This is a genomic window from Rhodococcus sp. WB1 (genome assembly GCF_001700945.1).
Taxonomy (GTDB): domain Bacteria; phylum Actinomycetota; class Actinomycetes; order Mycobacteriales; family Mycobacteriaceae; genus Rhodococcus; species Rhodococcus aetherivorans.
Map to the genome: position 1 here is coordinate 1,086,319 of NZ_CP015529.1, position 23,034 is coordinate 1,109,352.

19 protein-coding genes are annotated in these 23,034 nt (G+C 70.1%); 5 read left to right on the top strand and 14 right to left on the bottom strand.

Annotation, left to right across the window (positions count from 1 at the left end; genetic code table 11):
• Positions 1 to 15: 15 nt before the first annotated feature.
• Positions 16 to 1,113: a ferredoxin reductase gene (locus A4U64_RS04860; RefSeq protein WP_065922277.1), complete on the top strand. Its 1,098-nt coding sequence runs from the start codon at positions 16 to 18 to the stop codon at positions 1,111 to 1,113.
• Between the two features lie 16 nt (positions 1,114 to 1,129).
• Positions 1,130 to 2,539, top strand: a complete 1,410-nt coding sequence (locus A4U64_RS04865; protein ID WP_006932943.1) for a fatty acid desaturase family protein — start codon at positions 1,130 to 1,132, stop codon at positions 2,537 to 2,539.
• Between the two features lie 9 nt (positions 2,540 to 2,548).
• Here the strand turns inward: A4U64_RS04865 and A4U64_RS04870 are convergent, their stop codons facing one another.
• Positions 2,549 to 2,929, bottom strand: coding sequence for a winged helix-turn-helix transcriptional regulator (locus tag A4U64_RS04870; protein WP_006932945.1), 381 nt, complete (start codon positions 2,927 to 2,929; stop codon positions 2,549 to 2,551).
• Positions 2,930 to 3,044: 115 nt separating this feature from the next.
• Here A4U64_RS04870 and A4U64_RS04875 point away from each other — a divergent pair, with 115 nt between their 5' ends.
• Both A4U64_RS04875 and A4U64_RS04880 read left to right on the top strand, forming a co-directional pair.
• Complete coding sequence (locus tag A4U64_RS04875) at positions 3,045 to 3,893, top strand: SDR family oxidoreductase (RefSeq protein WP_065922278.1); 849 nt, start codon at positions 3,045 to 3,047, stop codon at positions 3,891 to 3,893.
• A gap of 159 nt (positions 3,894 to 4,052) precedes the next feature.
• Positions 4,053 to 4,946 (top strand): hypothetical protein, encoded by an 894-nt coding sequence (locus A4U64_RS04880; protein ID WP_006932948.1) that lies wholly within the window; start codon positions 4,053 to 4,055, stop codon positions 4,944 to 4,946.
• A 53-nt stretch (positions 4,947 to 4,999) separates the two neighbouring features.
• Here the strand turns inward: A4U64_RS04880 and atzF are convergent, their stop codons facing one another.
• The 13 genes from atzF to A4U64_RS04945 form a co-directional block, all read right to left on the bottom strand.
• Positions 5,000 to 6,727, bottom strand: coding sequence for an allophanate hydrolase (gene atzF, locus A4U64_RS04885; protein WP_065922279.1), 1,728 nt, complete (start codon positions 6,725 to 6,727; stop codon positions 5,000 to 5,002).
• Entirely contained in the window at positions 6,724 to 10,269 is a 3,546-nt protein-coding gene (gene uca / locus A4U64_RS04890; RefSeq protein ID WP_442971934.1) for an urea carboxylase, read from the bottom strand. Before uca ends, atzF begins: the two co-directional genes overlap by 4 nt.
• Positions 10,270 to 10,382: 113 nt before the next feature.
• Complete coding sequence (locus A4U64_RS04895) at positions 10,383 to 11,078, bottom strand: GntR family transcriptional regulator (RefSeq protein ID WP_065922281.1); 696 nt, start codon at positions 11,076 to 11,078, stop codon at positions 10,383 to 10,385.
• A 70-nt stretch (positions 11,079 to 11,148) separates the two neighbouring features.
• Positions 11,149 to 11,679 carry a carboxymuconolactone decarboxylase family protein gene (locus tag A4U64_RS04900; RefSeq protein ID WP_065922282.1) on the bottom strand — a complete coding sequence of 177 codons (531 nt, stop codon included), beginning with the start codon at positions 11,677 to 11,679 and terminating at the stop codon, positions 11,149 to 11,151.
• Positions 11,680 to 11,684: 5 nt separating this feature from the next.
• Positions 11,685 to 12,374: a GntR family transcriptional regulator gene (locus A4U64_RS04905; RefSeq protein ID WP_006932958.1), complete on the bottom strand. Its 690-nt coding sequence runs from the start codon at positions 12,372 to 12,374 to the stop codon at positions 11,685 to 11,687.
• Complete coding sequence (urtE, locus tag A4U64_RS04910; protein ID WP_006932959.1) at positions 12,374 to 13,066, bottom strand: urea ABC transporter ATP-binding subunit UrtE; 693 nt, start codon at positions 13,064 to 13,066, stop codon at positions 12,374 to 12,376. The genes A4U64_RS04905 and urtE overlap by 1 nt, the downstream gene beginning before the upstream one ends.
• A gap of 1 nt (position 13,067) precedes the next feature.
• Positions 13,068 to 13,850 carry an urea ABC transporter ATP-binding protein UrtD gene (urtD, locus tag A4U64_RS04915; protein WP_006932961.1) on the bottom strand — a complete coding sequence of 261 codons (783 nt, stop codon included), beginning with the start codon at positions 13,848 to 13,850 and terminating at the stop codon, positions 13,068 to 13,070.
• Entirely contained in the window at positions 13,847 to 14,965 is a 1,119-nt protein-coding gene (urtC, locus tag A4U64_RS04920; protein ID WP_006932963.1) for an urea ABC transporter permease subunit UrtC, read from the bottom strand. Before urtC ends, urtD begins: the two co-directional genes overlap by 4 nt.
• Positions 14,965 to 15,849 carry an urea ABC transporter permease subunit UrtB gene (gene urtB, locus A4U64_RS04925; RefSeq protein WP_006932965.1) on the bottom strand — a complete coding sequence of 295 codons (885 nt, stop codon included), beginning with the start codon at positions 15,847 to 15,849 and terminating at the stop codon, positions 14,965 to 14,967. Before urtB ends, urtC begins: the two co-directional genes overlap by 1 nt.
• A gap of 37 nt (positions 15,850 to 15,886) precedes the next feature.
• A complete protein-coding gene (gene urtA, locus A4U64_RS04930; protein WP_006932975.1) occupies positions 15,887 to 17,155 on the bottom strand; it encodes an urea ABC transporter substrate-binding protein in 1,269 nt (422 codons plus the stop codon).
• A 262-nt stretch (positions 17,156 to 17,417) separates the two neighbouring features.
• A complete protein-coding gene (locus A4U64_RS04935) occupies positions 17,418 to 18,512 on the bottom strand; it encodes a hypothetical protein (RefSeq protein WP_335740037.1) in 1,095 nt (364 codons plus the stop codon).
• The gene (gene ramB / locus A4U64_RS04940; protein WP_006932979.1) at positions 18,509 to 19,921 is read right to left on the bottom strand and encodes an acetate metabolism transcriptional regulator RamB; all 1,413 of its coding nucleotides are present in this window, start codon (positions 19,919 to 19,921) and stop codon (positions 18,509 to 18,511) included. The genes A4U64_RS04935 and ramB overlap by 4 nt, the downstream gene beginning before the upstream one ends.
• Positions 19,922 to 19,980: 59 nt before the next feature.
• Entirely contained in the window at positions 19,981 to 21,129 is a 1,149-nt protein-coding gene (locus A4U64_RS04945; protein WP_065922284.1) for a globin domain-containing protein, read from the bottom strand.
• A gap of 533 nt (positions 21,130 to 21,662) precedes the next feature.
• Between A4U64_RS04945 and aceA the strand changes: the two genes are divergently transcribed.
• A complete protein-coding gene (aceA, locus tag A4U64_RS04950; RefSeq protein ID WP_006932982.1) occupies positions 21,663 to 22,952 on the top strand; it encodes an isocitrate lyase in 1,290 nt (429 codons plus the stop codon).
• The last annotated feature ends 82 nt before the right edge of the window (positions 22,953 to 23,034 follow it).

The following is a 23,034-nucleotide window of genomic DNA, read 5'->3' on the forward strand; positions in this document are numbered from 1 at the left end:
GGTACCTTCCCCCCCATGGCGGAACGCGGCGCGCGACCCGAGGTACATCCGATTCGCAGGATGATGTTGCGTGCCGTGCGCCACCTGTTCACCCCCCTTCGTCCCGACGACTACCTCGAGATGATCAATCCCCTGTGGACCACCAGGGAGCTGCGGGGCCGGGTCGAGCGGGTGGTGCCCGAAGGTTCCCGTGCGGCGTCCGTGCTGATCCGTCCCGCGTACGAGTGGCGGGGGCACCGTCCCGGCCAGTACGTGCGGCTGGGGGTGATCATCGACGGCGTCTACCACTGGCGCGCCTATTCGCTGACCTCCGATCCCGACCCCGAGGACGGGCTGATCAGCGTCACCCCGAAGGTCGTCGAGTCCGGCGTGGTCTCGCCGCACCTGGTGCGCCGGATCCGGCCCGGCGACGTGGTGCGGCTCGGCGAGGTCGAGGGTGTGTTCACCCTGCCCGATCCGCTGCCGGGGAAGATGCTGTTCGTCAGTGCCGGTAGCGGTATCACGCCGATCATGAGCATGCTGCGCAGCCTGGACCACCGCGACGCCCTCGACGACGTCGTCCTGGTGCACTCGGCCCGTACCGCCGACGAGGTCATCTTCGCGTCCGTGCTGCGTGACCTCGATGCGCGTCGTCCCGGGTTCCGCCTGGTGCTGCGGCTCACCGCGGAGCAGGGCCGCATGACGCCGGCCGATCTGGACGAGCTGTGCCCCGACTGGCGGGAGCGGGAGGCGTTCTGCTCCGGACCCGGCGAGATGCTCGATGCGTTCGTCGAGCACTGGAACGACCACGGGGATCCGAAAAAACTCCACATGGAGCGTTTCCAGCCGATCATCGGCGGGAATGCGGGGTCGGGTGAGGGCGGCACGGTTCACTTCCTCGACAGCGAGGCCGACGTCGAATGCGACGGCGGCACGCCGATCCTGGTGGCGGGCGAGAAGGCCGGCCTGCAGCTTCCGTACGGATGCCGGATCGGAATCTGCCATACCTGCGTGGGCACCCTGCGGTCGGGCAGGGTGCGGGACCTGCGCACGGACGAGGTCGCCGAACCCGTCGGCGCCGCGGTCCGCACATGCATCCACACCGCCGAAGGCGACATCGAAATCGAGCTGTGAACGAAAGGAACGCGAGATGACGACGGAGATCGAAAGTCCGCTCGCGCATCTGAGCCAGGAAACGCTCGAGGCATTGGCGAAGGAGTTCGACGCCATCCACGACCGGGTCTACGCCGACCTGGGGGAGCGCGACCGCCGCTACATCAAGACGGTGATCGCGACGCAGCGACAGCTCGCCGTCGCCGGCCGTGCCCTGCTGCTCGGCTCGGCGTCCAAGTCGGCGTGGGTCGCGGGCACCGCATGCCTCGGCATGGCCAAGATCCTCGAGAACATGGAGATCGGCCACAACGTCATGCACGGGCAGTGGGACTGGATGAACGATCCGGACATCCACTCGTCGGTGTGGGACTGGGACACCGCGTCGACCGCGGCGGGCTGGAAACACTCGCACAACTACATTCACCACACCTTCACCAACATCCGCGGCAAGGACAAGGATCTCGGGTACGAGATCATGCGGATCGACCCGCACCAGAAGTGGCATCCGGTCTACCTTGCGCAGCCGTTCTACAACGTGCTGCTCATGGCGTTCTTCGAGTGGGGCGTAGCGCTGCACGACCTCGATCTCGATGCGCTGTGGGCGGGGGAGAAGACCCCGGCGCAGGTGCTCGGCGAACTGAAGGGCATCGCAGGCAAGGCGCGGCGGCAATTCGTCAAGGACTACGTGGGCTGGCCTCTGGTCTCCGCCGGCGCGTTCGCCGCCGTGCAGCTGCTGTCGGGCGGACGGATTCCGCAGCCGGCCACCTCCCGGATCGGGCGCCGCCTGCGCGGACTCGGCCGCCTCGGGGGTGGCCGCGCGGCCGGCCGCCGGGCCGACCTCGTCGCCGACGTGCTCGACAAGGTCCTGCCGGGCGTGGAGAAGACGTTCCTCGCCACCCTGGCGGCGGACTTCACCGCCAACATCATCCGCAACGTGTGGTCGCACGCGATCATCTTCTGCGGCCACTTCCCGGACCAGACGTACACCTTCAGCCGGAAGGAGGTCGAGAACGAGAGCCGCGGCGGATGGTACGTCCGCCAGCTGGTCGGTGCGGCCAACATCGAGGGCAGTCCGCTGTTCCACGTGATCAGCGGGAACCTCGGCTACCAGGTCGAACACCACCTCTACCCCGACATGCCGAGCACCCGGTACTCCGAGGTGGCGCCCGAGGTGAAGGACATCTGCGAGCGGTACGGACTGCCGTACAACACCGGGCCCCTGTCCAGGCAGTGGGGCACCGTGCACCGGACGATCCTGCGCCTCGCGTTCCCCGGCGGCAAGCCGCGGCCGAAGCCCGGTCCGTATCGCAGCGCGGACGATCCGTCGTCACGGAAGCCGGCGACGAGCGAGGCCGCCCGGTTCCGCAGCCGACTGCCCGCGGACCATCCCGCAGCAGGCCCGGAGCACGAGCACGGTGGTGTGGAGGTCGAACCGCCGCCGCGCTGACGATCGTTGCTACGGCCGATGGGTTCGGTCGTACTCCGCTTGTGCCGCAAGCACTTCCGGCATGCTCGACTCGAGTAGCCCGATGAGGGCGCGCAGGTGCTCGGCGACCTGCGCGCCGAGCGGCGTGAGGCTGTACTCGACCTTGGGCGGAATGGTCGTTTCCACCCGCCGGTGGACGAGGCCGTCGCGCTCGAGCTGCTGCAGCGTCTGGGACAGCATGCGCTCGCTCACCCCGTCGACGTGGCGGCGCAGTTCACCGAACCGGTGCGGGCCCTCGCCCAGGGCGGCCAGGGCGAGCACGCCCCAGCGGCCGGTCGCGTTCTGCAGGACCTGCCGGGACGTGCACGCGCGGGCGAACACGTTCGCTTCGAGTGCGGGATCCGTCGTCACGCCCCCCAGCGTACATGTGCGAACACTTCGTGGCGTACTTACTTGATGGGTTGCACTTACGATTAGTAAGTGATTTGATGGCAGTGTTCCCGACTTCCGTTCTCGAGGAGATCTCATGACCATCGCCGTCACCGGTGCCACCGGCCACCTCGGCCACCACGTCGTCACCGCTCTGCTCGACCGCGGTGCCGAGCCGTCCGACGTCGTCGCGATCGTCCGCGACGCCGCGAAGGCTGCCGACCTCGCCGCCCGGGGCGTGCAGGTGCGCGTCGCCGACTATGGCGACCGGGACGCACTCGTCGCCGCTCTGGCCGGCGTCGACAAGCTCCTGCTGATCTCCGGAAGCGAGGTCGGCCGGCGGATTGCGCAGCACACCAACGTCATCGAGGCCGCGAAGGCCGCAGGGGCCGGCCTCGTGGCCTACACCAGCGTCCTCGACGCGCAGCGCAGCCCCCTGGCCCTGGCCGCCGAGCACAAGACCACCGAGGACCTGCTCGCCGCCTCCGGCCTGGACGTCGTGCTGCTGCGCAACGGCTGGTACTGGGAGAACTATGCCGCCGCTGTCGACACGGCGAAGGCGACCGGCGCCCTGTTCGGCGCCGCCGGCACCGGCCGCGTCGCCGGTGCCGCCCGCAAGGACTACGCGGAGGCCGCCGCCGCCGTGCTGCTCGCCGACGACCAGGCCGGCCGGATCTACGAACTCGGCGGCGACGAGCGCCTCACCTACGTGGAACTCGCCGACGTCCTGTCCGGGATCGTCGGCGCGCCCGTCGCCTACAAGGACCTGCCCCGGGACGAGTACACGAAGGTCCTCGAGAGCGCCGGGGTGCCCGCTCCGATGGCCGCTGTCCTCGCGGACTCCGACGCGGGCATCGCCGTCGGCGCCCTCGACACCGACAGCGGCGACCTGCAGCGACTCAGCGGACGCCCGAGCACGCCGGTGGCCACGGCGCTGAGCCGGTAATCCACGCGGCGAACCGGAATCCGCCCACGACACAGCATGGGCAGATTCCGGCTCCGCGAGCGGATCCAGGTTGTCCACAGGCGGCCGCTTCATCCCCAGATGTGCCGGTGCGTCCCGATCTGCGCCGGCTCGACGCGGCACATGCGCCACGCTCGGTCCATGACCGATCCCACAGCCCTGACCAGACGGGATCTGCTGGCGCAGGGTGTCACCGACGACCGGCTCCGCGCCGCGCTGCGGACAGGCGACCTCGTCGCGCTGAAACGGGGCGTGTATCTGCGGCGGGCGGAAGACGGCCCGCTCGACGACACCGGCCGGCACCGGATCCTGGCACGGCACGTCGGCTCGGGTCTCCGCCCGGGGGATGCGCTCAGCCACGTGTCCGCCGCCGTCCTGCTGGGCCTGGACATGTGGAACGCGGATCTGCGCCGCGTACACGTCTCGCGGACGTCCGCGAGTGGGCGCAGGGTCACGTACCTCCACGTCCACGCAACCGACTGGTGCGACGGCGATGTCGTCACGCTCGACGGTGTCCGCGTCACCTCGGTGGCGCGCACCATCGTCGACCTCGGCCGGTCGCTGCCACTCGAGGAGGCGGTCGTCGCCGGGGACTCCGGACTGCGTGCCGATGCGTCCGCCCGCGACCGGTTGCCCGCAGTTCTCGCCGCGGCCCGTCACCGCACCGGGGTGTCCCGGGCCGCCGCCGTCGTGGACCTGCTCGACGGACGGAGCGAGAGCGTCGGGGAGTCGGTGTCGCGCCTGCGCATGGCGCGATTCGGCCTGCCGGTACCTGCCCTGCAACACGAGGTCGTGGCTCGGGACGGGCGCCGGTACCGCGTCGACTTCTTCTGGGAATCGCAGGGCGTCGTCGGCGAATTCGACGGTGCCGGGAAGTACGCGGACCGCCGCGACCTCGTCGCCGAGAAGCACCGCGAGGACGCTCTGCGTGACCTCGGCTTCGAGGTTGTGCGGTGGACATGGGCCGACCTGGATCGGTTCGAGGTCGTCGCCCGGAGGTTCGCCCGGGCCGTCGCTCGAAGATCCACGCGCTGAACCGGAATCCGCCCACGACACAGCCTGAGCGGATTCCGGTTCAGCGCGGGAATTCAGCGAGTCCGGTAGGCCACCCAGCCGCCGAACTCGGTGATGTCGACGGCGTCCACCGCGGCGTCGTGCGTGCAACCGAATCCGACGACCCACCGCCCGTCCGAGAGTTCGACGCTGGTCAGCGTCATCGGCGCGGGCAGCGCGGCCAGGAACCGGCCCAGGCCGGCCTCCGAGACCCGGAACACCTCGCCGGCGATCGGCGCGCCCCGGCCGGCGCCGTGGCGGACGAGACCGGGCTTCGGGGGAGTGGTGTTCAGCGCCGTCAGGCGGTACGCGTCGGACGTGTGGACCTCCTCGACGAACCGGGCACCGATCTCCTCGAGCTGGAAGTGCAACGGCTGGTCGCGCAGGTGCGCCCCGAACACCGCCAGCTCGACCCCGCCGGAGGCGAATCCCGGCGCGGCGACGCCCGTCAACCGCGCCGCGAGGTCCACGGCGACCTGGTCGGCGAAGGCCGGCACCACGACCATCACCCCGAAGGGATGGCCCTCGGCGGTCGAGGCACCCGGTACCGCGACCGCGGCCATGTCGAGCAGATTGCAGAAGTTCGTGAATGTGCCCATCCGCCGGTTGATCCCGATCGGGTCGGACTGTACCGCCGCGATCGTGGGATGCTCGGTGGTGGTGGGCAGCAGCAGTCCGGCGAATCCGTCGAGGAGGTCCGCCGCGAACGCCTTGGCCTGGGTCAGGGTGTCGAGATCGGCCACCAGTTCGTGCGCCGCGGGGCGCTCCGCGGCCGCGACGATCGCCGCGACCGTCGGATCCGCCCCGGCGGGGTTCGTCGCCAGGAACTCTCCGACGGCCGCGTACCGCTGCGCGACGACGGCACCGTCGTAGAGCAGTGTCGCCGCGTCCAGCAGCGGCGAGACGTCGACCTCGGTCACGTCGAGTCCCGCCGCACGCCCTGCGGCGACGGTGCGCGCGAACGCCTCTCGATACTCGTCGCACAACTCGACGAGGTCCTCCGCGCGCGGCACCGCCACACGCGGCGTGGACGGCGCGGCGAACGGCACGTCCGACGGCCACCTCCGGGAGCGCGGGTCGCGCGGTTCCGGCCCGGCCATCACCTTCGCCGCCGTCACGGCCAGGTCGAGCGACGTGGCGAACACGGTGAGGCAGTCGTAGTCCACGCACGCCGGCACCACGCCGTGGGCCGGGATCACGCCGAGCGTGGCCTTGATGCCCACCAGTCCCTGCAGCGCGGCCGGGACCCGGCCGGATCCCGCGGTGTCCGTGCCGATCCCGATGTCCGCGATGCCCAGCGCGACCGCGGTCGCCGAGCCCGAACTCGATCCGCCCGATACGCGTTCGGGATCCCAGGAACAGCGCACCGCCCCGTACGGGCTGCGGGTGCCGACGAGTCCGGTGGCGAACTGGTCGAGGTTGGTCTTGCCCAGGATCACCGCACCGGCATCGACGAGGCGCGCGACGCCCGACGCGGTGTCCGTGGGGGTGTAGGCGAACTCGGGGCAGCCGGCCGTGGTGGGTAGTCCGGCGACGTCCACGTTGTCCTTCACCGCCACGAGCAGGCCCGCGAGCGGCAGGTCCTCGCCCGCCGCGACGCGCGCGTCCACGGCGTCGGCGTCGGCGAGCACATCCGCGGCCGGCCGCAGCGCGATCCACACCTCGGGCCGGTCCACCTCGCCGAGGCGGCGCAGCGCCGCCTCCGCCCGGGCCCTGCTCGACGACGGCGCAGCCGAAAGTCCATTTTCCACAACGATGCTCATGCTGCTCCGATCACGAGAAGGGGGGTGCCGGGGGCGACTTTCGCGCCCGGCCCGACGAGGACCTTCAGGACGGTCCCCTCGACGGCTGCCGGCACGGGCATTTCCAGCTTCATGGCCTCGAGGATGACGGCGGTGTCGTCGGCGGCGACCCGTTCGCCCTCTGCCACCTCGACCCGCCACACGTTGCCGACCATGGGGGCCTCGACGACGACCGATCCCGCCGGCATCCCGGCGAGCGGGTCTATGGGCTCGACCACCTCGATCGGCGCCGGCTCGGTGCGGTCGAACTCACCGGCCGCGTGCCACGCCTGCTTCTCGGTTTCGAACGCCGCGGACTGACGCTCGTGGAACGCGTCGATGGACTCGGCATTCTCCGCCAGGAACCGCAGGTGGTCGGCGAGGGCGAACGTGCCCTCGGAGACCTCGGCGTCGAACCGGCCCGCCAGGGACGCGGCGCGGTACTCGAGCAGCTGCTCCGGGCTCACCGGTTCCCACACGATCCGGTCGAAGAAGCGGAACAGCCACGGCTTGCCGTCCTCGAACGGGCCGGCCTGCCGGTACCCCGACCAGATCGGCACCGTCCGCCCGATCAGCTGGTAGCCGCCGGGGGACTCCATGCCGTAGACGCACAGGTACTTCCCGCCGATGCCCACGGCGTCCGACGGGGTCCACGTGCGCGCCGGGTTGTACTTCGTCGTCACGAGCCGGTGCCGGGGATCGAGCGGAACGGCCAGGGGCGCACCGAGATACACGTCGCCGAGGCCGAGGACGAGGTACTCGGCGTCGAACACCGTGTCGCGGACCTGCTCGACCGAGTCGAGTCCGTTGATGCGCCGGATGAACTCGGTGTTCGACGGCAGCCACGGCGCCGAGTCGCGCACACCGCTGTGGTAGCGGGAGATCGCCTCGGAGATCGACGGGTCGTCGAACGAGAGCGGCAGCCGGACGGTGCGGCTGGGCACCACCAGATCGTGGGTGGCCGGCAGTTCCGTCTCGAGGTCCTGCAGGGTCCCGAGCAGCCGGTGCTGGGGCAGCACCTCCGGGTCGAAGTGCACGTGCAGCGACCGCACCCCCGGCGTGACGTCGACGATCCCCGGCAGGCGCACGGCCGCGAGCGCCTCGGACAGGGCGTGCACCCGCATCCGCAACCCCAGGTCGAGCACCATGTCGCCGTACTCGACGAGGATGTTGTCGTCGCCGCCGCGCAGGTACACCACCTCGGGACGGTCCAGGAACGCCGGGGTACCGGCCAGCCGGCCGCCGTCGAGCGCGGCGGGCCGCGCCACGGGCGGGACGTCGCGGGCGCGGGCCGCCGCGCCGCGCAGCTCGACCGCCGCCTCGTCGGTCACGGGAACGAACCGCACCGAATCCCCGGGCCGGATCTGCCCCATCTTCCAGCGGTGACCGGAGACGACCGTGAGCGGGCACGCGAACCCGCCCAGGCTCGGGCCGTCCGGACCGAGCAGGATCGGGGTGTCGCCGGAGACGTTGAGTGCGCCCACCGAGTAGGGGTTGTCGTGCAGGTTCGACGGGTGCAGCCCGGCCTCGCCGCCGTCCGTCCGCGACCAGGTGGGCTTGGGGCCGTCCAGGCGGATGCCGGTGCGGTTCGCGTGGGACTGCACCGTCCACGTGGTGTCGTAGAACTGGGCCAGGTCGTCCTCGGTGAAGTAGGCCGGGGCGGGCTGCGGACCCTCGGTGACGGCGAGATGCCACGTGTGGGTGAACTCCGGGCGACGGTCCACGGGTACGGGTGCCGGGCCGGCAGGGGCGGGGGACTCCGCCACGCCGAGCACATCACCCGTGGCCAGGGCTCTACCGGTGACGCCGCCGAAGCCGCCGAGGGTGAACGTCGCGGCGCTGCCGTGGTAGAGCGGGGCGTCGAGCCCGCCCCGCACTGCGACGTAGGTGCGCAGGCCCTGCTCGGCCGGGGCGCCGACGTCGAGCACGCCGCCGGCCGGCACCTCCACGGGCTCCCACATCGGCACGGGCACCCCGTCCACGGTGGCGACGACCGGGGCGCCGGTGACGCACACGAGCGTCGGGTCGGAGAACTTCAGGCGCGGGCCCTGCAGCGTGCATTCCAGCGCCGGTGCCCCCTCCGGGTTGCCGACGGCGCCGTTGGCCGCGCGCATCGACAGGTCGTCCATCGGGCCCGACGGCGGAATGCCGACCTCCCACAGGCCGATCCGGCCGGGGAAGTCCTGCACCGTGGTCATGGTGCCCGCGCGCAGCACGTCGATGCGGTGGCCCGTCGCCCGCACGTCCCGCAGCGTCGCGGTGGTGTGTGCGGCCTCGAGCACCGGCTCGGCGGTGCAGATGCGCCGCAGCTGCGGCAGGTTCGTCTGCACGCCGTACAGGTGGGTGTCGTCGAGCGCCTCGGCGAGCGCCGCGAACGCGGTGCGCCGGGACTCGCCGCGCACGATGATCTTGGCGAGCATCGGATCGTAGAACGAGCTCACCTCCGTGCCGGTGTCCACCCACGTCTCGACGCGGGTGTGGGCCGGGAATTCCACGGCGGTGAGCAGTCCGGCGCTGGGCCGGTAGTCGTGCCCCGGGTCCTCCGCGTACACGCGCGCCTCCACGGCGTGACCGGTGATCCGCGGTCCGCCGTCGGGCAGCGCGTCGAGCATCTCGGTCTCGCCCCGGCCCAGCCGCAGCATCCACTCGACCAGGTCCACACCGGTGACCTCCTCGGTGACCGGGTGCTCGACCTGCAGGCGGGTGTTCATCTCGAGGAACGACGCCTCGCCGCGTTCGACGTCGTAGACGAATTCGACGGTCCCGGCGGAGCGGTAGCTCACCGACGAGGCGAGCCGGCGCGACGCCGCGAGCAGTTCCTCGACGACCGCGTCGGGCAGGTTCGGGGCGGGCGCCTCCTCGACGACCTTCTGGTTGCGACGCTGCAGCGAGCAGTCGCGCGTGCCGAGGCTGATCGTGCGGCCGCGGCCGTCGCCGAACACCTGCACCTCGATGTGGCGGGCGTGGGCGACGAACCGTTCGAGGAACACGCCCGACGAGGAGAAGTTCGCGGACGCGAGGCGCTGCACCCGCTCGTACGCGTCCCGCAGCTCGTCGGGGGTGTGACAGGCCTGCATGCCGATGCCACCCCCGCCGCCGACGGCCTTGAGCATCACGGGGTATCCGACGGTTTCGGCCGCGGCGACGGCGGCGTCGACGGACGCGAGCAGGCCGCTGCCTTCGACGAGCGGGACGCCGACGGCGCGCGCCGCCTCGCGAGCGGTGTGCTTGTCGCCGAAGACCCGCAGCTGCTCGGGCGTGGGCCCGATGAACGCGATGCCGGCCGCCTCGCAGGCGGCCGCGAATTCCGCGTTCTCCGAGAGGAACCCGTACCCGGGGTGGACCGCGCCGGCGCCGGTCGCGAGGGCGGCCTCGATCACCAGATCCGCCCGCAGGTACGACTCCGCGGCCGGGGCGGGACCGAGGCGCACAGCCATGTCCGCCATTTCGACGTGGGCGGCGGACGCGTCCGCATCCGAGTACACGGCGACGGTCTTCAGCCCCAGTGTGTGCGCCGAACGCATGATCCGGCAGGCGATCTCGCCACGGTTGGCGACGAGCAGGGTGTCGAAAGCGAACGTCACGACAGGCTCCTTCGGTGACGGGGAAGAGGAAGGTATGGGGGCGGAACCGGATGTCAGCGCGCGAACGACATCGCGGTGACGGCGCGGGTCACCCGGTCGAGCACCACCGCGAGGGATTCACCGATGTGCCGGTGCAGCAACCGGTGGGCACGCTCGAGCTCGTCGCCGAGCACGGCGTCGACGATGGCGAGGTGCTCGGCGATCGACGTCTCGATCCGGCTGTTGACCATGAAGTCGTACATCCGCACGTGCCGGATCCGGGAGTTGACCGACTCGAGCGAGCCCGCCAGTTCCGTGTTGCCCGATGCGGCGAGCAGTGCGACGTGGAACTCCTCGTCGAGCACCACGAAGCCCGGTTCCTGCTGCGGCGGGTCGGCGGACAGGCGCAACCACCGTTCGCGTTCGGCGGTGAGGGCGGCGCGGTCGTGCCGCACATCGGGATTGTCGATCGCCCGCGCAATGCCCTGCAGTTCCAGGGTGATCCGCAGCTCGTAGAGGTCGCGGATGCGGGGGATGCTCGGCGGCACCGGCGAGAATCCGTACTCCTCGCGGCGCAGCAGGCCGTCCGCGCACAGCATCGCGAGGGCTTCCCGGACCGGGGTGCGGGAGATGCCGAAGCGCGCGGACAGTTTCGGCTCGGTCAGCCGCTCACCGACCGGGATCGAGCCGTTCATCAGCTCGTTGCGCAGTTCCCGGTACACCCGCGTCCGGAGCGGTTGCGCCGTGGCTGTATCCGTACGTGTCGACATAGCTGTATACGCTATGGACGTCGTGTTTCGCCGAGATTGCCCGCGGTAAAGCGGCGGTTAGGAAGAACTCTCAGAAGTCCCGCTCGATGCGCAGCACGCCGATGGTGGTGGCAAGTCCGTCGTATTGCGCTACCAGCAGGCAGAATTCGACCATCCGCCGGTCGTCGAGGTGAGCGGCCAGCGCCTTCCACGTCCCGTCGGCGAGGTCCCTGGTGGTGACCAGCTCGTCGACGGCCGCGAGCATCGCCCGGTGCCGCGGGCTCCAGCCGGGGGCCCCGGGCCCGTCGAGGATGCGCTGCAGGATCTCCGGCGTGATCCCGGCGCGGCGGCCGAGCCGGGTGTGGTGGTCCAGCTCGTAGCCGCACTCGCGCAGGTGCGCCACGCGGAGGATGACCAGTTCGGATTCGAACCGGGGCAACCGCCCGAACGGCATGAGCTTCCCGGAGTAGTGCAGCCAGCCGCGGAACAGGCCACCGGTGCGGCCCAGGGTGCTGAACAGGTGCGCGTCCTTCGTGCCGGCCACCGTCGAGAGCACGCGCCAGGCCGCCCAGTTGAGCGGGCCGAGCTCCCTGAACCGTCCGGGCCGGATGCGAGGTGACATGCCGGTCAGTCTCGCACGGCGCGCGCCAATCGGGCCATCGTCCGGGCCTGCTCGGCGCGCTGCACCACCACCGCCCGGGACGTGTCGATGTGGGCGAGGAGCTGGGCGTGGGCGTCCTCGAGACGGCCCGCGAGCACCGACTCCGCCACGCAGATGTGCTCGTCGACGGTCGCCGTGATCCGGTCGTGCGTCAGGTAGTCGAACATGCGCACGGGCCGCACCTTCGCGTTCACGGTGGCCAGCGCGTCGCACAGGGCCGGGTTGCCGGCGGAGGCCAGCAACGCCAGGTGGAACTGTTCGTCGAGCCCGACGAAGCCCGCATCCGGCTCGGGCAGGTCACGGCGCAGCGCATACCACCGGTCGAGCTCGGCGCCGAGCACGTGGGGATCGTGCCGGATCGACGGATCGGCCAGCGCGCGACGGATCCCGCGCAGCTCCAACGTGGTCCGCAGCTCGTACAGATCGGCGAGGTCGTCGAAGCGCGGCCGGTAGGGGAACAGGCCCTGCTCGCGCCGCTCGACCAGCCCGTCGGACACCAGCCGCGCCAGCGCCTCCCGCACCGGCGTGCGGGAGACCCCGTACTGCTCGGCGAGGCGTTCCTCGCCGAGCCGTGCGTCCGGCGGCAGGACGCCCGTCATCAGGTCCGAACGCAGCGCCCGGTAGACCCGGTCGCGCCGCGTGCCACCGGTGCTCATCAGATCGCCATGGCCGCGCGGACGGTGCCGGCGGCATCCGTGCCGCCGTCGCCGGTGGCGGTGATGCGACCGGATTCGAGGACGTAGTACCGCTGGGCGGCGTGCAGGGCGAAGCCGATGTGCTGCTCGACGAGCAGCACCCCGAGGTCGCCGCGCCGGCTGAGTTCGACGACGGTGTTCTCGATCTCGGCGACGACCGACGGTTGGATGCCCTCGGTGGGTTCGTCGAGGATGAGCATGCGGGGCTCGGTGATCAGGGCGCGGGCGATCGCCAGCTGCTGGCGCTGGCCGCCGGAGAGCAGGCCGGCGCGTCGGTCCAGCAGCGGCACGAGGGCGGGGAACAGGTCGAGCATCTCGGCGACGAGCTGCTTGCCGCGTCTGCGCCCGTCGGCAACGACCTGCAGGTTCTCGGCGCAGGTGAGCTGGCCGAAGGATTGTTGTCCCTGGGGGACGTAGGCCAGGCCGCGGGCGACGCGCGCGGACGGCCGCAGCGCGGTGACGTCCTCGCCGTCGAACACGATCCGGCCGAAGGTGGTGGGCAGCAGGCCGACCGCGGCGCGCAGCAGGGTGGTCTTGCCGGCCCCGTTGTGGCCCATGACGGCGACGACCCCGTCGGCGGGGACGGTGAGGGTGGCCCCGTGGATGATCTCGGTGCGGCCGTAGCCGGTGCGCACGTCGACGAGCTCGAGCATGTCAGGCCTCCTGCGCGGCGGTCGCGGTGCCCAGGTAGACCTCCTGGACCTGGGGGTTGTTCTGCACCTCTTCGACGGTGCCGTCGGCGATGACCCGGCCCCGGGCCAGGACGGTGACGGAGGTGGCGAAGGCGCGCATGAAGTCCATGTCGTGTTCGACGACGACGACGGTGCGCTGCGCCCCGATCCGGCGCAGCAGCTGGCCGGTCTCCTCGCGTTCGTCGTGGCTCATCCCGGCGACCGGCTCGTCGAGCAGCAGCACGTCGGAGTTCTGCACGAGCAGCATGCCGATCTCGAGCCACTGCTTCTGCCCGTGCGCGAGGATGCCGGCGGGCACGTCGCGCAGGTCGGTCAGGCCGATCGTCTCGAGGGCTTCCTCGATCTGTGGCAGCACCGTCGTGCGGCGGCGCAGCAGCGACCACGGGGAGCGGCCGGAGCCGGCGGCGATGTCGAGGTTCTGCAGCACGGTGAGTTGTTCGAACACCGACGCGGTCTGGAAGGTGCGGCCCACACCGAGGCGGGCGATCTTGTGCACCTTCTTGCCGAGCAGTTCGATGCCGGACTTGGTGACCGACCCGGTGGCCGGCACCAGGCCGGTGACGGCGTCGACGAGGGTGGTCTTGCCGGCGCCGTTGGGGCCGATGAGGAAGCGCAGGTCGCCCTGCAACAGGGTCAGGTCCACCCCGTCGACGGCGGTGAAGCCGTCGAAGCTGACCCGCAGGTCGCGGATCTCGAGGTACTCGCTGGACATGCCGGCGTTGCCGCCGTAGTGGGGTTCGGTCATCTCACCGGCTCCATCGTCGTGGTCGGTTCGGGAATCGGCTGCGCCGGGCCGGTGCGGGTGCGTCGCCGGCGCAACGTCGCCAGCCCGGCCAGGCCGGCGGGGAAGAACCCGATGACGACGATGAACAGCAGGCCCTGGGCGTAGGTCCACGCGGAGGGGAAGTTCTCCGACAGGGCGGTCTGGGCCCACGCGACGCCGATGGCGCCGAGGACCGGGCCGAGCAGGGTCGTGCGTCCGCCGATGGCGACGCCGATGAGGAATGCGATGGAGGGGACGATGCCGACATCGGCGGGGGAGATGATGCCGACGATGGGCACGAACAGCGCCCCGGCGATGCCGGCGAAGAAGGCCGCCGCGGCGTAGGCGACGACCTTGACGTTGGCGGGGTCGTAGCCGAGGAAGCGGACCCGCTCCTCCTGGTCGCGCACGGCCACGAGCAGCTCGCCGTAGCGGGAGAACATCAGCTGCCGGGTGAGCGCGACGACGGCGAGCAGGACGCCCGCGGCGACGAAGAACAGCATCCGCTTGTTGGCCGGGTCGGCGAGGGACAGGCCGAAGAAGCTGCGGAAGCGGTTGAGCCCGTTCGATCCTCCGATCGACTGCTGGCCGATCAGCAGGATCGCGAAGGCGGCGGTCAGGGCCTGGGACAGGATCGCGAAGTAGGCGCCCTTGACGCGGCGTTTGAACACGCCGAGCCCGAGCAGCACCGCCACCAGGGCGGGCAGCACCAGGATCGCGACGATCGTCACCAGCGGAGAGGCGAACGGCGCCCAGTAGCCGGGCAATTCGCGGATGCCGGCGATCTGCATGAAGTCCGGGACGGTGTCGCCGCGCAGCCCGGCGTCGGCGATCTTCAGGTGCATCGCCATGAGGTAGGCACCGAGGCCGAAGAAGACGCCCTGGCCGAGGGTGAGCATGCCGCCGCGGCCCCACGCGAGACCGATGCCGACGGCGACGATCGCGAAGCACAGGAACTTTGCGAGCAGGTTCAGGCGGAAGTCCGACAGCACGGCCGGGGCGAGGGCGAACAGAACGAGTGCGGCGAGGGCGAACCCGGCCCACGTGCGGGCCGGTCCGGGTCGGGTGAGCGCCGGCAGACGTGTCGGGGCAGGCATCAGACCAGGCTCCTTGTCTTGACCGCGAACAGGCCCTGCGGCCGGACCTGCAGGAAGATCACGATGAGCACGAAGACGATCACCTTCGCGATCGATGCGGTGGTGGAGTATTCGATGAACGAGTTGAGCAGGCCGAGCGCGACGGCCGCGATGACGGCGCCCTCGATCCGTCCGAGGCCGCCGATGACGACCACCAGGAACGCGTCGATCAGGTAGGACTGGCCGATGGTGGGACTCGTGGAGCCGATCAGGGTCAGCGCCACTCCGGCCAGGCCGGCCAGGCCGGAGCCGAGGAAGAAGGTGGTGATGTCGGTGCGCCGCGACGAGATGCCCACGGTCTCGGCGAGATCGCGGTTCTGCACGACGGCCCGGATGCGCCGGCCCATCGGGGTGAACTTCATCGCCGCGATCAGGATCACCACACACACCACGGCCAGCGCGAGGATGAACAGCCGGGTCCTGGGCACCACCGCCCCGAGGATCTCCACGCCACCGGAGAGCCACTGCGGCGCAACCACGTTGACGGCGGGTGCGCCGAAGATGTCGCGGGCGGCCTGTTGTAGCAGCAGGCCCACGCCGAAGGTCACCAGCAGGGTGTCGAGCGGGCGGTGGTACATGCGGCGGATGAGGGTGACCTCGAGCAGCACCCCCATCACGCCGCCGACCAGGAAACCGACGAGCAGCGACACCAGCAGGGACACCCCGGCGGCCGAGACCACCTGCTGCACCACGTACGCGGTGTAGGAGCCGGCCATGATGAACTCGCCGTGGGCCATGTTGATCACGCCCATCTGCCCGAACGTCAGCGACAGGCCCAGCGCCGCCAGCAGCAGGATCGAACCGATGCTCAGGCCCGTGAACAACTGTCCTACAACGACATCCATTTCGCCTCCCTTCTCGTCGGCTTCCCGGTCACGGTGGTCAGCTGCCGGACAGGCCGGCGGCCCAGTCGTAGCTCTCGAGGTACGGGTCCGGCTCGATCGCCCCGTTCGACTCCCACACCGTGTAGATCAGTCCGTCGCCCCGGATCTCGCCGATGCGAGCCGTCTTGGTGATGTGGTGGTTGTCCCCGTCGATCGTGACGGTGCCCTCCGGTGCGTCGAACGAGACGCCGTCGGCCGCGGCCTGCACGTCGGCGACGGCGAACGAGTCCGCCTTCTCGACGGTGTTCTTCCACAGGTACACCGACGCGTACGCGGCCTCCATCGGGTCGGAGGTGGGCTTGTTCGCGCCGTACTTCGCCTTGTACGCGTCGACGAACGCCGTGTTCTCGGGGCCGTCCACGGTCTGGTAGTAGTTCCAGGCGGTGAGCTGGCCGGTGATGTTCTGCGCGCCGATTCCGACCACTTCCTCCTCGGCGATCGACACCGAGATCACCGGCATGTCGGCGGCGGTGAGGCCGACGTTGGAGTACTCGCGGAAGAAGGCGACGTTCGAGTCGCCGTTGAGGGTGTTGAACACCGCGTCCGCGTCGGCGGTGCGGACCTTGTTGACGATCGTGGAGAAGTCGGTGGACCCGAGCGGGGTGTAGTCCTCACCCTTGATCTCGATGCCGTTGGCCTCGGCGTACGCGCGGATGATGCGGTTCGCGGTCTGCGGGAAGACGTAGTCGCTGCCGACGAGGTAGAGGGACTTGACGCCCTTCTCCTTCAGGTAGTCCAGCGCCGGCACGATCTGCTGGTTGGTGGTCGCGCCGGTGTAGAAGATGTTCGGCGACGACTCGAGGCCCTCGTACTGCACGGGGTAGTACAGCAGCGCGTTGTTGTCCTCGAACACCGGCAGCATCGCCTTGCGGCTCGACGACGTCCACCCACCGAACACCGCGGCCACACAGTCGGAGCTGATCAGCTTCTCGGCCTTCTCGGCGAACACCGTCGGCTCCGACGCGCCGTCCTCGGCCACGATCCGGATCTGCTTGCCGAGAACGCCGCCGTTCGCATTGATCTCCTCGACGGCCAGTGCGATCGAGTCACGCACCGTGACCTCGGAGATTGCCATGGTGCCGGACAGCGAGTTCAGCGAACCGACCTTGATCGTGTCGCCGGAGGTGTCGACGCACGAGGCGGACCCGGCAGCGTCGGTACTGTCGGTGGCCTTGCTGCCGCAGGCGCTGAGCACGAGGCCGACGGCGGCCAGCGCGGCCGGCGCGGCGACGGCGCGCTTGGCGAACTTGGACGTGGCAACTGGCATGGAGGTGCCCTTCTTCGAAGGTGGGAGCCGGACGGGGCCCGGTGTATCCGGGCTGCGTATACAGCGCTGTATCCGTGGACCGAAGAGTAGGCGGCCGGTGTTGCATGGGAATGTCCTGCGGTGACGAGTTCGTGACCCGTATTACGGCTCGATTTCCGAACGCGCACACGCCGAGGTCCGGATGTATCCGCGCCTCCGCAGGACAGCGGCGCGCTCCTTTCATCGCGCGGCTGTCCTGCCGCCGTGCGGGTTTCCGGACGACCTACCGCCAGCGACGACGGGTGGCGGCGTCGATTCGCGCACGAACGTCGTCGAAGTGGAAGAGTTCCGACCACGTCCAGCGCACCACTTCGTATCCCTGTGCCCGGATCGCGTCTTCACGAAGCTTCTCGCGACGCACCGTCTCGGCGCTTGCGCCGGGGTCCGCAGACCGGTACTTGCCCATGCCGTCGAACTCGCCGACGACGCCGAACTCCTCCCGGAAGAAGTCGGTGCGCGCGACGAATGCGCCACCGGCTGTCCATATCTCGAATTGCAGGACCGGGCCGGGCAGACCTGCCGCCCGAATGCGGAGGCGGCTGATCGACTCGCCCGGGCTCTCGCTTCGTCCGTCCAGGAATGCGCACATTCGTCGAGCCGCCGCAATTCCGGTTCGCGTGTCGGCTGCTGTCAAGGCGGCCGGGAGTGCGGCGTGGGCCGCAGGCCGCAGCCTCAGTGCAGAGCCGCCCAGCACCACTGCACGGTCGGCATCCAGGCAGCGTGCCGTGTCGACGATCGTGCGCGCCGCCGAGGTCACCCGTATCCCGTCCACGATCTCCACATCGCTTGGTGCGAAAGGTGTTGCGTGCCCGTGTAGTTGGGAGGTGCGACGGCCGCCGGAGGGTCGATTCCGACTGACGTGGACCAGCGTGAGGTCCGGACGCCACAGAGCGAACCCGTGCACGACGGCGGCGGAGGTGTGGCTCATCACGGCCTCGGGGCCGAGCTTGGCGGCGGCCGCGCGTACGCGCACCAGGCGCCGGCCGGCGTCGTCGAGGTCGGCTGCGATCTCCCTGGGCAGGTGGACGCCTGCGTCGAGACGCTCGAGGGCGCCGGTGCGCAGTGCTCGGCGGATCTCGTCCTCGGTGAGCCCGGAGCGGACAGCGTCGCGCCGCATGATCGGGTGTGGTCGGTCATGGCGAACACGGTGCCCCGACGGAGGGGCCCTTCGACGTGAACTCCGCGCTCCGGACCGGATCTGGGGAGCGATCGTCCGGTTGTGGAGAAAATCGATGACGCACTGCCGCGCCGTCTCACGACCATCCTGGCAATCAGCGGGGTTGGGCGCGCGGCTGTCCGGCCGTCGCGCGGGTGTCACTTGATGAGGTAGGGGGACACGGAGCTCTGGTGCTCGTTGATGACGAGCTCCTTCCCGAGGGGCGGGAACGCGCGCTGGGGGCAGTTCAGCCGCTCGCACACGCGGCAGCCGGAGCCGATGGGGGTACCGGGGTTGCTGTCGTCGAGGTCGAGGCCGTCGGCGTAGACGAGGCGGTGCGCGTGGCGCAGCTCGCAGCCGAGGCCGATCGCGAACGTCTTCGACGGCTGGCCGTAGCGGGCGGCGCGGCGCTCGACCGTGCGGGCGACCCACAGGTAGCGACGCCCGTCGGGCATCTGCGCGAGCTGGGTCATGATCTTGCCCGGGTACGCGAAGGTCTCGTACACGTTCCACAGGGGACAGGTCCCGCCGCTGGTGGAGAAGTGGAAGCCGGTGGCGGACTGGCGCTTGGACATGTTGCCCGCCCGGTCGACGCGGACGAACGAGAACGGCACGCCGCGCAGCTTCGGCCGCTGCAGGGTCGACATCCGGTGGGCGATGGTCTCGTAGCTGACGGCGTAGAAGGCGGAGAGCCGCTCGACGTCGTATCGGAAGTCCTCGGCCATCTCGTGGAACTGCGCGTAGGGCAGCATGATCGCCGCGGCGAAGTAGTTGGCGAGGCCGTGGCGGGCCAGGGCGAGGGAGGCCTCGCTGGTGAACGCGCCCTCGGCGACCAGCTTCTCGATCAGCTCCCCGCACTCGAGGTAGGCGAGCTCGGTGGCGAGCTTGAAGACCTGCTGGCCGCCCGACAGCCGCGCGGAGATCTCGAGGACGCGCGTGGCGGGGTCGAACCGGTGCAGGACGTTCTCGCCGAGGTCGACGCGACGGACGAGCTGTACGTCGTGCACCGTCTCCATGCGCTTGATGATGCCGCCGGAGATGTCGCCGCGATGGAAGCGGATCCGGGTGGCGAGTTCCTCGGCGGCGGTGTCGAGATCGTGCAGGTAGTTCTGCCGCTGGTAGAAGTAGTCGCGGACCTCTTCGTGCGGCATGGTGATGGTGCCGCTGCCGCTGCCGTCGCTGTAGCGGTCCTCGGTGGCGGCGGCGAGCTGGGCGGTGGTGTTGCGGAACCGCCGGTGCATGTTGACCATGGCCCGCGCCAGCCCGGGGTGCGCCGACACCATCGCGGCGATCTCCTGGGCGTCGGCGTCGATGCCCATCTCCTGATCGAGAGCAACCTCCCGCATCTCGGCGATGAGCCGGGTGTCGTCCTGGGACGAGAAGAACGTGGTGTCGACACCGAAGACCTCGCTGATGCGCAGCAGGACCGGTACGGTGAGCGGCCGCACGTCGTGCTCGATCTGGTTGAGGTAGCTGGCCGAGATCTCCAGGGTCTTGGCCAGCGCCGCTTGGCTGAGTCCCCGCTCGGTGCGCAGCTGGCGCAGGCGGGCGCCGACGAACGTCTTTGGCATCAGCCCAGCGTACGAGCGTCTACGCAGCTTCGCAACGACAGGTTCGCAACGTTAGCGCTCTACTCGAGTCCCAGCCAGGACCCCGGCGCGAAGGCCTCGTAGTGGACGGCGTCGGGCGATACTCCCGCGCCGAGCAACGTCTGCCGGATCGACCGCATGAACGGGACGGGACCGCACACGTACACCTGCGGATCCTTCGGCAGCTCGACCCCGTCGAGCGGGGTGTGGCCGTCCTCGCGGAGCTCTTCGAACTCGGAGTAGCGGGTCAGCATGCGGGCCCGCGGCAGACGGTCGACCAGGGCCTGCGTCTCGGCGCGCCGCGCATGGTCGTAGCTGGACCGGTCGACGTGCACGACCAGGACCTCGCGCTCGGAGCGGTGCGCCGCCAGGTGCTGCAGCGCCGCGAGCGTCGGGGTGACGCCGATGCCGGCGGAGATCAGCACCAGGGGAGCGTCGGCGTCCTCGACGACGAGGCTGCCGAACGGATGCGAGACGACGAGCTCGGTGCCGATGCCGACGCCGCCGACGAGGAGCTGGGAGACGATCCCGCCCGGGACCCGCTTGACGGTGACGGCCCACTCACCCGGGACGTGGCTGCGCACGAGGGTGTACTGGCGGATCTGCCGGGTGCCGTCTCCCAGGGTGGTCGCGACGGAGATGTACTGTCCGGGAAGGAAATCCGGAAGCGGGCTGCCGTCGAGGGAGCGCAGGGTCAGGGTCGCGACCTCCGCGCCGTCGAACTGGACGTCGGTGACCACGACGACGCGCCAGATCTGACCGGGCCGGACGCCGGCCTTGTCGTAGAGTGCCGACTCCTGCTCGATGAGCGAGTTGGCCATCAGCGTGTAGACCTCGCGCCAGGCCGCGGCGACCTCGGGGGTGACCGCGTCGCCGAGCACCTCGCCGATCGCGGCGAACAGCTGGTGCCGGACCACGTCGTAGTGGGGGGCCTGGACGCCGAGCGAGGCGTGCTTGGCGGCGATCCGGGCCATGATCGCGTCGATGTCGGCGGCGTCCTCGGTGACGAGCAGCGTCGCGAAGGCGGCGACCGAGCTCGCGAGCGCCTTCTGCTGCTCCCGGTTCTCCTGGTTGGTGCGGTTGAACAGGTCGGTCCGCAGCGACGGCGCGGCCGCGAAGAGCTTTTCGTAGAACAGTTCGGAGATCTGGCCGATGTGGGCGCCGACGACCGGGAGGGTGGCCTCGATCACCGGCTTCGACGTGGCGGAAAGGATGGCGCCCTCCTCGACTCGTGTGCGAGTGGGGAGTGGGCACGCCCGAGCGGCGTGACCGGCCCCGACTGGTCAACGCGCACATGGTAGTCGAGCGATCCTGGCCGACCCCCGATTCGACCGGGGCGACTTCCCGATTTGCCGGGCCTCCGGGTGTGAAACTCGTCACAATCTCCGTGGTGATCCGCGGCTCCGTCGCTGGTGGGCCGCGGGTGCGGGGCGGTGTCGTCGGCTGCCGGGCGGCGCGCCCGCCGGGGAACAATGCCGAGGTGATTGCTACCGACGGGTAGCTATCGGGGTCCGGGCCGGGTTCGTTGGACGCGCCAAAGGTTTACAACATTTGCAAAGCCTGGGGAAAAACTAGCGAAGATTGGCACTAGCAACAGGTAGACGGCACTTTCCGGGTGTGTCATTGTCGAGTGGTACATCCGAAAGGTTCGCGAAGGATGTGAAGTAGTACGCACGTACTGCAGAGCGTCCGGCGCGGATCCGATCTAGAGAGTGGAGCTTAGATGTCGACCACCGGCACCCCGAGGACCGCTGAGGAAATCCAGAAGGATTGGGACACCAACCCGCGCTGGAAGGGGATCACCCGCAACTACACGGCCGAGCAGGTCGTCAAGCTGCAGGGCACCGTCGTCGAGGAAGCCACCCTCGCCCGCCGCGGCTCGGAGATCCTGTGGGATCTCGTGAACAACGAGGACTACATCAACTCGCTGGGCGCCCTCACCGGCAACCAGGCCGTGCAGCAGGTCCGCGCCGGCCTCAAGGCCATCTACCTGTCCGGCTGGCAGGTCGCCGGTGACGCGAACCTGTCCGGCCACACCTACCCGGACCAGTCGCTGTACCCGGCGAACTCGGTGCCGCAGGTCGTCCGCCGCATCAACAACGCGCTGCTGCGCGCCGACGAGATCGCCAAGATCGAGGGCGACACCTCGGTCGACAACTGGCTCGCCCCGATCGTCGCCGACGGTGAGGCCGGCTTCGGTGGCGCGCTCAACGTCTACGAGCTGCAGAAGGCCATGATCGCGGCCGGTGTCGCCGGCTCGCACTGGGAGGACCAGCTCGCGTCGGAGAAGAAGTGCGGTCACCTCGGTGGCAAGGTGCTCATCCCGACCCAGCAGCACATCCGCACCCTGACCTCGGCTCGCCTCGCGGCCGACGTCGCCGACGTCCCGACGGTCGTCATCGCCCGCACCGACGCCGAGGCGGCGACGCTGCTGACCTCCGACGTCGACGAGCGTGACCGTGAGTTCCTCGACGGCACCCGCACCGCCGAGGGCTTCTACGGCGTCAAGAACGGCATCGAGCCCTGCATCGCGCGTGCCAAGGCCTACGCGCCGTACTCCGATCTGATCTGGATGGAGACCGGCGTGCCGGACCTCGAGGTCGCCAAGAAGTTCGCCGAGGCCGTCCGCAGCGAGTTCCCGGACCAGCTGCTCGCCTACAACTGCTCGCCGTCCTTCAACTGGAAGGCGCACCTGGACGACGCGACCATCGCGAAGTTCCAGAAGGAGCTCGGCGCGATGGGCTTCAAGTTCCAGTTCATCACCCTCGCCGGCTTCCACTCGCTCAACTACGGCATGTTCGACCTGGCCCACGGCTACGCCCGCCAGGGGATGACCGCGTTCGTCGACCTGCAGGAGCGCGAGTTCAAGGCCGCCGCGGAGCGTGGTTTCACCGCCGTCAAGCACCAGCGTGAGGTCGGCGCCGGCTACTTCGACGCCATCGCCACCACCGTCGACCCGAACACCTCCACGGCAGCCCTGAAGGGCTCCACCGAGGAGGGCCAGTTCCACTAGGAACCGGCAACCGGATGTAGGTGCGCGGCGGGATCTCGGACGACCAGGTCCCGCCGCCGCCGTATCCACCCCCTGTCAGAAC